This is a genomic window from Stenotrophomonas sp. STEN009 (assembly GCF_056760395.1).
Genome location: NZ_JBRRES010000016.1, coordinates 76,984 through 90,875 on the forward strand (window position 1 = coordinate 76,984; position 13,892 = coordinate 90,875).

Annotated in this window: 9 protein-coding genes; 3 read left to right on the forward strand and 6 right to left on the reverse strand. The window is 67.8% G+C overall.

All coding sequences use genetic code 11. From position 1 onward, the window contains the following. Window positions 1-172 precede the first annotated feature (172 nt). The 3 genes from ACVOMM_RS09665 (at window position 173) to ACVOMM_RS09675 (ending at window position 7,228) form a co-directional block, all read left to right on the forward strand. A complete protein-coding gene (locus tag ACVOMM_RS09665; protein WP_481526164.1) occupies window positions 173-5,149 on the forward strand; it encodes an NAD-glutamate dehydrogenase in 4,977 nt (1,658 codons plus the stop codon). Between the two features lie 313 nt (window positions 5,150-5,462). Beyond that, a complete protein-coding gene (locus tag ACVOMM_RS09670) occupies window positions 5,463-6,236 on the forward strand; it encodes an NAD kinase (RefSeq protein WP_053515423.1) in 774 nt (257 codons plus the stop codon). Between the two features lie 47 nt (window positions 6,237-6,283). Continuing rightward, window positions 6,284-7,228, forward strand: coding sequence for a 5'-nucleotidase (locus ACVOMM_RS09675; protein ID WP_053515425.1), 945 nt, complete (start codon window positions 6,284-6,286; stop codon window positions 7,226-7,228). A gap of 34 nt (window positions 7,229-7,262) precedes the next feature. Here ACVOMM_RS09675 and ACVOMM_RS09680 read toward each other — a convergent pair whose 3' ends face one another. The 6 genes from ACVOMM_RS09680 to kynU are packed head-to-tail and all read right to left on the reverse strand — an operon-like array spanning window position 7,263 to window position 13,631. Further along, window positions 7,263-7,814 (reverse strand): DUF2939 domain-containing protein, encoded by a 552-nt coding sequence (locus tag ACVOMM_RS09680; protein ID WP_263174999.1) that lies wholly within the window; start codon window positions 7,812-7,814, stop codon window positions 7,263-7,265. 41 nt (window positions 7,815-7,855) lie between these two features. Continuing rightward, window positions 7,856-8,836 carry an aldo/keto reductase gene (locus tag ACVOMM_RS09685; RefSeq protein WP_481526165.1) on the reverse strand — a complete coding sequence of 327 codons (981 nt, stop codon included), beginning with the start codon at window positions 8,834-8,836 and terminating at the stop codon, window positions 7,856-7,858. Beyond that, on the reverse strand, window positions 8,836-9,522 hold the full coding sequence (locus tag ACVOMM_RS09690; protein WP_053515430.1) for a DUF2461 domain-containing protein: 687 nt from the start codon (window positions 9,520-9,522) through the stop codon (window positions 8,836-8,838). Before ACVOMM_RS09690 ends, ACVOMM_RS09685 begins: the two co-directional genes overlap by 1 nt. Then, window positions 9,519-10,958 carry an exodeoxyribonuclease I gene (gene sbcB / locus ACVOMM_RS09695; protein WP_065176050.1) on the reverse strand — a complete coding sequence of 480 codons (1,440 nt, stop codon included), beginning with the start codon at window positions 10,956-10,958 and terminating at the stop codon, window positions 9,519-9,521. The genes ACVOMM_RS09690 and sbcB overlap by 4 nt, the downstream gene beginning before the upstream one ends. Further along, window positions 10,958-12,325 carry an FAD-dependent oxidoreductase gene (locus tag ACVOMM_RS09700; RefSeq protein ID WP_481526166.1) on the reverse strand — a complete coding sequence of 456 codons (1,368 nt, stop codon included), beginning with the start codon at window positions 12,323-12,325 and terminating at the stop codon, window positions 10,958-10,960. Before ACVOMM_RS09700 ends, sbcB begins: the two co-directional genes overlap by 1 nt. Window positions 12,326-12,356: 31 nt before the next feature. Further along, window positions 12,357-13,631: a kynureninase gene (gene kynU, locus ACVOMM_RS09705; protein ID WP_053515435.1), complete on the reverse strand. Its 1,275-nt coding sequence runs from the start codon at window positions 13,629-13,631 to the stop codon at window positions 12,357-12,359. Window positions 13,632-13,892: the final 261 nt, after the last annotated feature.

Below are 13,892 nucleotides of genomic sequence, written 5' to 3' on the forward strand. Positions count from 1 at the left end.
CCGATCCTGTCGGCAAGGCGGCCGCCCCCCGTTCGCTCCGTACCTGGGCGAACTGAATAGGCGTCTAAACCGCAGCAAACCCGAATCTGCTTATTCCGTCCTGCAGCAAGGCCTTTTCGCGCGGGAGGGCTACAATTTCATTTTCCCAACTGAGCAAGCGCATCGCTCTGCCATGAAACCGCAAAAAACCGCAGCCAAGACCGTGAAAAACAAGACCAAACCAGCTGAGTCGGAGGTCGCAGTGACCGCTGGTTTCTCCCTGGAGCCGGTATACACGGCCTTGCGCAAGCGTTACCCGGCGGCCGCCCAGGCCGAAGCAGTGGCGTTTGCCGCTGACTTCTACAAGCGCATGGAGGCGGACGAGTTCCCGCACCACAGCGCTGAAGAGTGGGCCGCGCTCGCGGCCGAGACGCTGGAGTTCGCCCGTGCCCGCAAGGCCGGCAAGGCCAACGTGCGCGTGTTCAATCCGACGGTGAAGGCGAACGGTTGGGAATCGCCGCACACCGTGCTGCAGATCATCAACGACGACATGCCTTTCCTGGTCGACACCGTGACCATGTCACTGGCCGAACAGGGCGTGGGCGTGCACGTGCTCGGCCACCCGGTGCTGCGCTTCACCCGCGACAAGGCCGGCAAGCTGGTCAAGGTCGGCGAGGGCGAGGCCGAATCGGTGATGCTGCTGGAGATCGACCGCCAGCCGGCCGATGCCATGGCCGCCATCGAGCAGGCCATCGGCAAGGCGCTGGACGAAGTGCGGGCGATCGTGCGCGACTGGCAGCCGATGAAGGACAAGGCACTGGCACTGGCCGACGATCTGGGCAGCCGTGCGCTGCCGGTCGACGATGCCTCGCGCAGCGAAGCGCAGGAGTTCCTGCGCTGGGCCGCCGACAACCACTTCACCTTCTTCGGCTACCGCGAGTACCGCGTCGAGAAGCAGGGCAAGGAAGACGTGCTGGCGCCGCTGAACGAGACCGGCCTGGGCCTGATGCGCGGCAAGGACAAGTCCGCCGCACGCCCGGTCAAGACGCTCGCCGCCCAGGGCCTCAACGCCACGTCGGGGCTGAAGGACGCGCTGATCCTGACCAAGACCAATGCGCGCTCCCGCGTGCACCGCGCCGGCTACATGGACTACATCGGCGTGCTGGAATTCGACGCCAAGGGCAGGATCATCGGCGAGCAGCGCTTCCTCGGCCTGTTCACTTCCAGTGCCTACAACCGCCGCCCGTGGGAAATCCCGCTGGTGCGCCAGCGCCACGAGTACGTGATGAAGCAGTCCGGCCTGGCCGCGTCCAGCCACAGCGGCAAGGCCCTGCGCCACATCCTGGAGACCCTGCCGCGCGAAGAACTGTTCCAGTCCAGCGAGGACGAACTGTTCCGCACCGCGATGGGCGTGCTGGGCCTGCAGGAGCGCGTGCGCAGCCGCCTGTTCCTGCGCCGTGACAAGTACAGCCGATTCATCTCCGCGCTGGTCTACCTGCCGCGCGAGCGCTTCAACACCGACGTGCGCCTGCGCATCGAGGCGATGCTGAAGGAAGCGCTGCATGGCGAGTACGTCGACAGTTCGGTGGTGCTGGGTGAATCGCCGCTGGCGCAGGTGCATCTGATCGTGCGCCCGAAGCCGGGCGAGATGCTTGACGTGGATACCGCCGAACTGGAGCGCAAGCTCGCCCAGGTGCTGCGCAACTGGCAGGACGACCTGCGTGAAGCGCTGGTGGCCCGTCATGGCGAAAGCGAAGGCCTGCGCATCGCGGCCCGCATCGGCAAGGCACTGCCGGCCGGCTACATCGAAGACAACAGCACCGCAGTTGCCGCCAACGACGTCAGCCAGCTCGACGCGCTGACCGGTCCGGACGATCTGCGCCTGAGCCTGCAGGCGGTGCCGCGCGAAAGCGGCGATGGCCTGCGCCTGAAGCTGTACCGCCAGCTGGACGACATTCCGCTGTCCGACGCGCTGCCGATGATGGAGAACATGGGCCTGCGCGTGATCGCCGAGCGCCCGTACCGCCTGTCGGTCGACAACGCTCCGGTATACGTGCAGGACTTCGAGGTCGAATCGACGGCCGGTGCGATCAATGCCGCCAGCGTCGACGAAGCATTCGGCGAAACCTTTGCCCGCGTCTGGCACGGTGATGCCGAGAACGATGGCTTCAACCGCCTGGTGCTGGCCGCCGGCCTGCACTGGCGCCAGGTCGCCATGCTGCGCGGCTACTGCAAGTATCTGCTGCAGACCGGCGTGCCGTTCTCGCAGGCGTACGTGGAAGGCACGTTCGCCCGCTATCCGCTGCTGGCGCGCCTGCTGGTCGAACTGTTCGAAGCGCGCTTCGATCCGGCCACTGGCCACGAGAGCAAGGACGACATCGCGGCCGGCCAGGCGCAGCTGAAGGCCCACTTCGATGTGCTGGCCGCCGGCGACGAGGCCACCCTGAAGGTGCTCAAGACTGTGGTCGATGCCCGCAAGGGTGACCGCGACGCGCAGATGCAGGCCGCGCGCGATGCGCTGCTGAAGCTGATGGACCGCGTGTCGAGCCTGGACGAAGACCGCATCCTGCGTTCGTTCATGGGCGTGATCGATGCCACCCTGCGTACCAGCTACTACCAGACCGACGCCAATGGCCAGCACGGCCATGTGATCAGCTTCAAGTTCGACTCGGCGCTGGTGCCGGACCTGCCGAAGCCGCGTCCGTACCGCGAGATCTTCGTCTACGGTCCGCGCGTGGAAGGTACCCACCTGCGCTTCGGCGCGGTGGCCCGTGGCGGCCTGCGCTGGTCGGACCGTCGCGAAGACTTCCGTACCGAAGTGCTGGGTCTGGTCAAGGCGCAGATGGTCAAGAACACCGTCATCGTGCCGGTCGGTGCGAAGGGCGGCTTCTTCGCCAAGACCCCGCCGGTGAACGGCGACCGCGACGCGATCTTCGCCAACGGCGTGGCCTGCTACAAGCTGTTCATCCAGGGCCTGCTGGACATCACCGACAACATCGTCAACAACAAGATCGTGCCGCCGGTGGATGTCGTGCGGCACGACATGGACGATCCGTACCTGGTGGTGGCCGCCGACAAGGGCACGGCGACCTTCTCCGATATCGCCAACGGCCTGGCCATCGCGCACGGCTTCTGGATGGGCGATGCGTTCGCCTCCGGTGGTTCGGTGGGGTACGACCACAAGGGCATGGGCATCACCGCGCGCGGTGCATGGGAGTCGGTCAAGCGCCACTTCCGTGCGCTCGGCCGTGACAGCCAGAGCCAGGACTTCACCGCGGTCGGCGTCGGCGACATGTCCGGCGATGTGTTCGGCAACGGCATGCTGCTGTCGCGCCACATCCGTCTCGTCGCGGCATTCGACCACCGCCATATCTTCCTTGACCCGAACCCGGACGCGGCGACCTCGTTCGTCGAGCGCGAGCGCATGTTCACCGTGCCGCGTTCGAGCTGGGCAGACTACGACGCCAAGCTGATCAGCAAGGGCGGCGGCGTGTACCCGCGCAGCCTGAAGTCGATCGAGATCACCCCCCAGGTGCGTGAAGCGCTGGGCCTGGACGAGAACGTCAAGGCGCTGTCGCCGAACGACCTGATGAGCGCGATCCTGAAGGCACCGGTGGACCTGCTGTGGAACGGCGGCATCGGCACCTACGTGAAGGCCGCCAGCGAGCAGCACAGCGATGTCGGCGACCGTGCCAACAACGCACTGCGCGTGAACGGTGGCGAGCTGCGCTGCAAGGTGGTGGGCGAGGGCGGCAACCTCGGCATGACCCAGCTGGGCCGTATCGAGGCCGCGCAGGCCGGCGTGCTGCTCAACACGGACTTCATCGACAACTCGGCCGGCGTGGATACGTCGGACCATGAAGTCAACATCAAGATCCTGCTCAATGATGTGGTGCGGGCGAAGAAGCTGACGGTCGACCAGCGCAACAAGCTGCTGGCCTCGATGACCGATGAAGTCGCCGACCTGGTGCTCAACGACAACTATCGCCAGAACCAGGCGCTGAGCCTCATGGAGCGGATGGCGGTCAAGCGCCTGGGTTCCAAGCAGCACTTCATCCGCACCCTGGAACAGCAGGGGCTGCTGGACCGGCAGATCGAGTTCCTGCCGTCCGATGCCGAGCTGTCCCAGCGCAAGGCGCGCGGCCAGGGCCTGACCCGTCCGGAGCTGTCGGTGCTGCTGTCCTACTCCAAGCTGGTGGCGTTCAACCAGCTGCTGGAGTCGGATATTCCGGAAGATCCGTACCTCTCCAAGGAGCTGCTGCGCTACTTCCCCACGCCGCTGCAGAAGAAGTACGCCGATGCGATGGAGCGTCACCGCCTGAAGCGCGAGATCATCGCCACGGCGGTGACCAACCAGACCATCAACCGCATGGGCGCAACGTTCCTGATGCGCATGCAGGAAGACACCGGCCGTTCCATCGCCGAGGTCGCCAAGGCCTACACCATCAGCCGCGAGACGCTGGATGCGCGCGCGCTGTGGGCGCAGATCGACGCCCTCGACGGCAAGGTGCCGGAGTCGGTGCAGATCGACGCGCTGGAGGTGATCTGGAAGCTGCAGCGTTCGTTCGTGCGCTGGCTGCTGTCGCGTCCGGGTGCGATGCCGGGCATCACTGAAGCGGTCAACCGCTATCAGGGCCCGTTCAACGACATCCGTGTCGCGTCGGGTGTGCTGCCGGACTCGCAGCGTCCGACCTACGAGGCGCTGGTGGCCGAGTGGAAGGAGAAGGGCCTGCCGTCCGCGCTGGCACAGCAGCTGTCCGAGCTGCACTTCCTGGAACCGGCGTTCGACATCATCGAACTGGCCCGTACCCGCAAGCTGAAGCCGGTGGACGTGTCCAAGGTGCACTTCCGCCTGGGCGATGCCCTGCAGCTGCCGTGGCTGTTCGAGCAGGTCGATGCACTGGAAGTCAACGGCCGTTGGCATGCGGTGGCACGCGGCGTGCTGCGCGACGAGCTGGCCGCCAACCATCGCAACCTGGCCGGTCAGGTGCTCGCCACCAAGGGCGGCAGTGCCGAGGCCAAGGTGGCTGCATGGATGGGCCGCGATGACAACAGCCTGCGCTTCACCTTGGCAATGCTGGCGGAACTGGCCGAGCAGAAGACCCTGGACTACCCGACCGTCTCGGTCGCGGTCCAGCGCCTGGGCCAGCTGGCCGCACACGGTGCGTGACTGATGTAGTGCCGGGCCACGCCCGGCCTGCGTGAAACGGAGCGGCCCCGCGAAAGCGGGGCCGTTCTGTTTCTGGCCACGGAGGATTCGCGGGGGCGCGGGCGCGGGGGGCCGGGGGCGGGCGGGGGGGGGGGGGGGGGGGGGGGGCGGCGGGCGGGGGGCGGGGGGGGTCGGTGTGGGGCCCCCCCCCCCCCCGCCCCCCCCCCCGCGCGCCGGGGGGGGGGTCTCCGGGGCGGCGCCCGCCCCCCCCCCCCCCGCGAGCGTAGCGGCGCTCGGTTATGCTCTCCCTCACGCCTTCCCCCCGGATCCACCGATGAGCGACACCCCCCGCATCGCTTTCCTGGCAAGCACCACCGAAGCTGCGCAGATGGCCCGCGCGGCCATGGTCGCGCGCTTTGGCGACCATGCCCCCGAGCAGGCCGACGTGCTCTGCCCGCTGGGCGGTGATGGCTTCATGCTGCAGACGCTGCATCGTCACGGCCACCTGGGAAAACCGGTGTTCGGCATGAAGCTGGGCACCGTAGGTTTCCTGATGAACCAGTACCGGGGCGACGACGACGTCAATGCACGCATCGCCCGCGCGGAACCGGCCAACCTGCGTCCGCTGGAGATGGTGGCGCTGACCGAATCGGGCACCAGCACCGGTTCGCTGGCGTACAACGACGTGTCCCTGCTGCGGCAGACCCGCCAGGCTGCGCACATCGGCATCGACCTCAATGGGCAGGAGCGGGTGGCCGAACTGATTGGCGACGGCGTGCTGGTTGCCACACCCGCAGGCAGCACCGCCTACAACTACTCGGCCCACGGACCCGTGCTGCCCTTGGGCTCGCACACCATCGCGCTGACGCCATTGGCACCGTATCGCCCGCGACGTTGGCGTGGTGCCATTCTCAAGGCGGATACGGAGGTGCGCTTCCGCGTGCTGGACCCCTACAAGCGACCGGTCAGCGTGACCGCCGATTCGCACGAGACGCGCGACGTGGTCGAGGTGACCATCCGCGAGTCGCGCGACCGCCGGGTGACATTGCTGTTCGACCCGGAACACAATCTGGAAGACCGGATCCTGAGCGAACAGTTCGTTTTTTGAGGACAATAGGTTGCCGGTCGCGTCGACCGCCAGAAGGACCCCCACCGATGGGTGACAACTCCCCCCGTTTGCTGACCGTCGCGGTGACCTCGCGCGCCCTGTTCGATCTCGAGGAAAGCCACGCGCTGTTCGAGACCGATGGCGTGGCGGCCTATGCGGAGTACCAGCGCCAGCACGAGGACGACATCCTCGGTCCCGGCGTGGCCTTCCCGGTGGTGCGCAAACTGTTGGCGCTGAACCAGGGCGCCAGCCCGGAGAACCCGCGCGTCGAGGTGATCCTGCTGTCGCGCAATTCGGCCGATACCGGCCTGCGCATCTTCAATTCGATCCAGCACTACGGCCTGGGCATCATCCGTGCCACCTTCACCGCCGGTGAGCCGACCTGGCCCTACGTGAAACCGTTCGGCACCGATCTGTTCCTGTCGGCCAATCCGGAGTCGGTCCGCAGTGCGCTGCGCCACGGAATCGCCGCTGCGACGATCCTGCCCAAGCCACCCGGCGAGACCGCTGCGGCCGCCGCGGACCAGATCGACACCGGCCGACCGTCCGGCCAGCTGCGCATTGCCTTTGACGGTGATGCGGTGATCTTCGGTGATGAAAGCGAGCGCATCTCGCGTGAACAGGGGGTCGAGGCATTCGGCCGCCACGAGCGCGAACGTGCGCGCGAACCGCTCAGCGGTGGCCCGTTCCGCGGCTTCCTGTCCGCGCTGCACACGCTGCAGGAGGTGTTCCCGGCCGGTGACAGTGCGCCGATCCGCACGGCGCTGGTCACCGCCCGTTCTGCGCCCGCGCACGAGCGGGTGATCCGCACGCTGCGCGAATGGGGCGTGCGCCTGGACGAGGCGCTGTTCCTGGGCGGCCGCCACAAGGGGCCGTTCCTGCAGGCCTTCGGTGCCGACATCTTCTTCGATGATTCGCAGCACAACATCGACAGCGCCCGCGAACACGTTGCCGCGGGCCATGTGCCGCACGGTGTCGCCAACGAGGGATGACGCGGTAGCGCCGGGCCACGCCCGGCGTTCTGCATCATGGGGTGCCGGCCATTCCCAACTGCAGGTCAACCACTTTCCAGCGCAGCCCCTGCGGTTCCAGCACGACCTTCAACGGTGGTTGGCCCGGGCCGCGATCAACGTCGACGACGAAGCGGTCGAACGCTTCGAAACGGTGGCGGGCGTTCTTCAAAGGCCGTGCCGGTTCGGTCGCCGCGAAGGCATTTCCGCCCTGCAGCTCGTTGCGCCCACGCTTCCACAGCACATGGCCCTGCAGCATCGCACCGATACCGGTCGGGGTCATCAGGGTGTCCACCGCTGCGCCGCCAAGCTGGTCGCCCAGGCCATAGAGCAGGGCGCCGAACGGACTGCTGGCCACATCGGGGCCGGCCTGGCGCACGAGGTAATCATTGAGTTGCGCACGCAGGCTGACGCGCACGCGCGGAAAGTCGACGTAGCGTTCCAGTGCGGCGGTATCGCGCTGTTCGATGGCCTTGGACAGACCCTGTATGGTCAGGTAGGGGCCGCCGAACCACACGCCGGCCAGTGCAATCACCAACAGGACCACGATCGCAGTGAGCTTCTTCATGCCGCCAGACTGCCGCAAGTGCGGCCGGGCGGGGTGAAGACTCAATGACTGGGCGAACCGCTGCCGTCGCCATAGGCCGCGACCAGGCGTTGCCGGTCGGCGGGGCGCAGTGCTTCGGGTCGCGTGGCCAGCACCTCCTCCAGACTGCCGACGCGGGTAGTGCCCAGGATGCCGGCGGCCACGCCGGGGTGGCCCAGAACGTAGGCAAACGCAGTCTGGGCCGGACGCTGGCTGTCGATCGCCGCAATGGCCCGGCGCATCGCACGTGCGCTGCGCATCAGACGGCGGCTGCTGGGCTTGAGCCAGGCGCGCGCCAGGTACCAGGCATCGGCCAATCTCGGCCGGCGAGGCTGGCTGGGCAGCAGGTGGCCCTGTGCGAGCACGGTGCCTGCCAGTACGCCGATTCCGGCCGCATGCAGCTGGTCGATCAGCGGCGCACGATCCTGCTGCAGCGCGTTGTAGTCCAGCAGGACCACGTCGAATGCCTGTGGATGCGCAAGCATCCAATACAGCGTCGAGGCTGAGTGGGTGTTGATGCCGGTGGCGCGGATCAGGCCACGTTCGCGCAGGCGCTGCAGCGCATCGAGCAGATCGTCGTTGATGTCGTGCGCGGTGGCGCCATGCAGCTGGTAGATGTCCAGGTAATCCAGGTCAAGGTTGCGCAGTGAGGCTTCGCAGCTGGCGGTGATGGCCGCAGGCGAGAAATCGCGCTGTTCTGCGCCACTGATGCCGGCCTGTCCGGTCAGTGTGCCGCCCTTGCTGGAGATGACCAGTGACTCACGCGGGTAGCGGGCCAGCAGCGGTCGCAGGATGCGGCCCAGGCGCGGTTCGGCGTGGAAGCCGGAGTAGTTGTGGCCGGTGTCGAACAGGTTCACGCCCTGGGCCAGCGCGTGCTCGACGATCGCTGCGGCGGCATGCTCGGCAAAGCGGCGATGGCCCCAGAAGCCCGAGCAGCCCAGCCCGACCGGCGATACGGACAGGCCGGTGCGGCCGAGCGGGCGGCGTTGCCGGGCCAGTGGCATCAGAACTCCAGATCCAGTGCTGCGCACAGATAGTCGACGAAGGGGCCGAGCGCGGCCAGGTCCTTGCCGAGCGTGGACAGCAGGCGCGGCCCGGTCATCGTCTCATCGTCCAGCGAGCGCCACATCACCCAGTTGCGATGCTTGAGATCGTCGATGAACTCGAAATCGGCGGGGAAGCCACGCGGCGGCCTGACCAGCTTCTCGCTCTGCTCGAAATCGAAACGCCGGCGCAGGGCGGGTGCATGCGCTGCGGCCTTCCAGCTGCCGGGGTTGTCCAGGATGAAATGGCGCACGCGGCGCTGGGTGTCCGGTTCGGGGTGCCACAGGCCGGCACCGACGAAGCTCTCGCCCGGCTGCAGATGCACGTAGAACGACGGAGCGGCCACTTCGCGGCGGCGTTCATGGAACAGGCGTGCGCCCTGCCAGGTCTTGTACGGCGATTTGTCGTTTGAAAAGCGCGCATCGCGATGGATGCGGAACAGCGAACCACCGACGCCACGGGTATCGGCACGGAAATGCGCGCTGACCTCGGCCAGCGCGGGCTGCAGGTCGCCCAGCAGGCGCAGGAACGGCTGCCGTACATGGTCTTCGTACTGCTGGCGATGGTCGTTGAACCAGGCCTTTTCATTGTGCCGCGCAAGGCTGCGCAGGAACCTGAAACTGGCGTCGCTGAAATAGGTGCTCACAAGCTCTCCTGCAGATGCTGGCCCCAGTCGCGCAGCGATTGCAGCAGGGCCAGGCGGCGATCGTCGTCCGGCGCCTCGGCGGCCAGTGCATCGAGCTGCTGCTGGTACTGGGGCAGGTTGAGTTCGCCCAGGCGGCCGTCACCGAGCAGGCGCTGGCGGCGGTAGTCCTGCCAGCGCTGGCGCTCGGCCGGTGCCAGGGTGTCGGGATGGTTGCGGGCGCGATAGCGGAACAGCAGTTCGGGCAGGCGCGGATCGCGGAAGCGGCCTTCCAGCGCAGCCAGCTCTGCGGGCGGCGTGGTCCGCGCCAGGGCCAGCAGTGGCTTGTCGCCATTGCCGAGGAAGCCGTCGTACAGCGAAGCATCGACGTCGGCCACGACGGCGTCCCGTGGTTGGTTGTACACCTGCCGTGCCTTCTCGGCCAGTTGCGGCGCGAATGCACGCAGCCGCTCGACCTTGGCTTCGATGGCGGCGACATCCAGGCCCAGGCGGGCGTGATCGTCGGGCCGCAGGTGGTTCCAGGCGACCAGCGCCGGGACCTTGTTCAGATGTACTTCCTTCAGCGGCACCCGGGCGACGCCTTCGGGCAGTTCGCTGGCGCGCAGGTAGAGCCGCTCGGCGATCGTCTCGGCTGGCAGCTGCAGCAGGTCGTCGATGTCACCTTCCAGATCGAACACGATCACCCGGTTGTTGATCGTCGGGTGCACCGCCAGCGGCAGCACCGGAGCCGCGCACAGCCGGCTGGCCGGGTATCGCATGGAAATGTGCAGCACCGGCTTCAGCGCGCCCACGTCCAGCAGGCTGCCGACGAAACGCTTATCGCGCAGTTTCAACGCGTACTCCCACAACCGCGGCTGCGACTGCTTGAACAGGCGGGCCATGCCGATCGTGGCGCGCACGTCCGACAGCGCCTCGTGCGCATCGCCATCGCGCACATTGTTGGCTTCGGCCAGGTGCTCGAGCTTGAACGACGTGGCGCCGTCCTCGCGCAGTGGCCAGTGGATGCCTTCGGGACGCAGGGCGCGCATCAGCCGCAGCATGTCCAGCAGGTCCCAGCGCGAGTTGCCGTTGCGCCACTCGCGCTCGTAGGGGTCATGGAAGTTGCGGAACAGACCGTAGCGGATGAATTCGTCGTCGAAGCGCAGGGTGTTGTAGCCCAGGGCACAGGTACCCGGGCGCGACAGCTGTTCGTTGATGCGATCGAACGCTTCGGCTTCGCTGATGCCTTCAGCCAGTGCCCGTTGCGGCGTGATGCCGGTGACCAGGGTGGCCATCGGCGAGGGCAGCAGATCGTCGGCGGGGCGCACGAAGAAACTCACCGGCGTGTCGATCTCGTTCAGATCGGCATCGGTGCGGATCGCCGCGAACTGCGAGATGCGCGTTCGCCGTGGGTCCTGTCCGAAGGTTTCCAGGTCGTAGAACAGGAAGCTGTCAGCCATCAGTGTGCGCCCTCCAGGACCGGCAGCCGGGCATGGATCTGAGCCTCCAGAGCCGCCCAGTCGATGTTCTCCAGCGACGTATGGCCGATCGTGGCGGCCACCAGCATGTCGCGCTGGATGTCGGTCCGGCGCAGTGCCTCGGCGTAGGGCGTGTGCAGGAACGTGACCATGGTGTAGTGCGGTACGAAGCGGGTCGGCCAGCGATGCTGAAGCGCCTGCTCCAGCTCGCGCTGCAGCAGGAAGGCCGGGTCGGCGACGCGATCACGCATCTCCAGGTAGTTCTCCAGGGCCATCTGCTGGATCGCATGCGCGTTCGGCTTGCGTTCTTTCTCGAAGGCGGCGAACGCGCTCTGCAGGTCGTCGGCTTCCATCAGCTGGCGGGCCAGTGCCACGCAGTCCTCGAACGCGCAGTTCATGCCCTGCCCGTGGAAGGGCACCATTGCATGCGCGGCATCACCGATCAGCACGGCCTGGCCCTGCTGGTGCCAGCGCTCCAGCGTCAGCGTGCCGAGCAGGCCGGGCGGATGCTGCTCCCAGTCCGTGCGCAGGTCGGGGATCAGCGGCAACGCATCGGCGAACTCGCGCGCGAACAGGGCTTCGGCCTGGGCGCCGGTATTGACGGTGGCGAAACTGGGCTCGCCCTGGTTGGGCAGGAACAGGGTGACCGTGAACGTGCCTTCGTGATTGGGCAGGGCGATGCACATGAAGTGGCCCCGTGGCCAGATGTGCAATGCGTTGCGTTCGATGCGGAAGCCACCATCACGGTCCGGTGGAATCTCCAGTTCCTTGTAGGAGTGATCGAGGAAGGCGATGTCCTCGCCCAGCGGCGCGCGCCGGTTCATCGCCGCGCGCAGCGCCGAGCCGGCGCCGTCAGCGCCGATCAGGCTGTCGAAGTGGATGTCGTGCGGGCTGTCGTCGCGATCGTCGATGAAGCGCGCATGGCCGGCATCGAAATCGACGGTATGCAGCCGGCGGTGGAAATGTACGGTGGCACCTGCCTGCTCGGCCAGTGTCAGCAGCGTGGTGTTCAGGTCCCTGCGATGGATCGACCAGATCACTTCGCTGTCGTCGCGGCCATAGCGCTGCAGCTGCGCGGCGCCTTCGCGCGGATGCACCATGCGTCCACGCATCATCACCGCGCGGGCCATCACCTCGTCCTCCACGCCGGCCTGCCGCAGCGCGTTGCGCCCGCGCTCGGCCAGCGCCAGGTTGATCGAGCGGCCGCTTTCGTAGTCGGCCACGCGTGGGTCGCCACGGCGTTCGTACAGAGTGATCCGCCAGCCCTGCCGCGACAGCAGGATGGCGAGCAGGGATCCGGCCAGGCCGGCACCAATGATGCTCAACGAGCGGGAGGCATGTGCGATCAACGAACTGTCCAGCAGGAGGGGAGGTGCCGGCTCAGAGGCCGGCCCAGGCTTCCACTTCCTCGACGAAATGGTGGACGTCCAGGTAGCGGTTGTAGAGCGGGGTGGGGGAGATGCGGATCACATCCGGCTCGCGCCAGTCGCCGAGCACGCCGACCGAGCGCAGGTGCTCGAACAGTGCGCGGCCACGCTCGCGGCCGGCGATCACCCGCAGCGAGAGCTGGCAGCCGCGCCGGTCCGGCTCGGCCGGGGTGACGATGTCGAGCACGTTGGCCAGGCGCGCGCGCACCAGGGCTTCGAGCATGCCGGTCAGTGCCAGCGACTTGCTGCGCAGGGCGTCCATGCCGGCCCGTTCGAACAGGTCCAGTGAAGCGCGCAGCGGCGCCAGGCCGAGGATCGGCGGATTGCTCAGCTGCCAGCCTTCGGCGCCGGTGGCGGGCGTGAACTGCGGGGACATCTGGAAGCGGGTGGCTTCGTCATGGCCCCACCAGCCGGCGAAGCGTGGCAGGGTGCTGTCACGGTGGTGACGCTCGTGCACGAACGCCCCGGCGACGGCCCCCGGGCCGCTGTTGAGGTACTTGTAATGGCACCACACGGCAAAGTCCGGCGCCACATCGTGCAGGCGCAGGGGCAGGTTGCCGACCGAATGCGCCAGGTCGAAGCCGATGCGCGCGCCCTGCAGGCGTGCGGCGCGGGTGATCGCATCGAGGTCGAAGGCCTGGCCGGTGCGGTACTGCACGCCTGGCCACAGCACCAGAGCCAGGCGAGGGCCATGCGTGGCGATCGCGCGTTCGATCGCGGTCATCGAGATCGTGCCGCTGGCTTCGTCCGGCTGCACCTCCACCAGGCAGTCGGCCGGGTCGAAGCCATGGAAACGGATCTGCGCTTCCACCGCGTGACGGTCCGTCGGGAAGGCGCCGGCTTCCATCAGGATCACCGGTCGTTCCCGGGTTGGCCGGTAGAAGCTGACCATCATCAGGTGCAGGTTCACGCTCAGCGTGTTCATCGCCACCACTTCGCTGGGCAGCGCACCGACCACCCGCGCCAGCTGCGTGCTGACCAGGCGGTGGTAGGACAGCCATTGGGTGGGGCCGGTGAAGTGGCCTTCCACTGCCAGTTCAGCCCATTGCTTCATCACTTCCTGCACCGCCGCCTGTGCGCCGCGCGGCTGCAGTCCCAGCGAGTTGCCCACGAAGTAGGTCTGCTCGCCGCCGCCGTGGCGCGGAATCAGGAATTCACTGCGCAGCGGCCGCAACGGATCCGCGGCGTCGAGAGCGATGGCATGGGTGCGGTTCAGCAGGTCGGACATGGTCGGGCAACAGGCTGCAACGGGGCTGCCAGTGTAGCGCCTGGGGCCTGCGTGATGCCGCGCAGTACGCTCGCCGGGCGGGGGGCGGGGCGGGCCCGCGGGGGGGCCGCGGCGGCCGGGCCCGGGCGGGGGCGGGGGGGGGGGGGGGGGGGCGGGCCTCCCCGCCCGCCCCCTCCGCCCCCCCGCGCCGCCGCCCCCCCCCCCCCCCCCCTCCCCGGCGTCACCCCCCCCCCGGCGCAGCCCACCCACCCGGCCACGGAC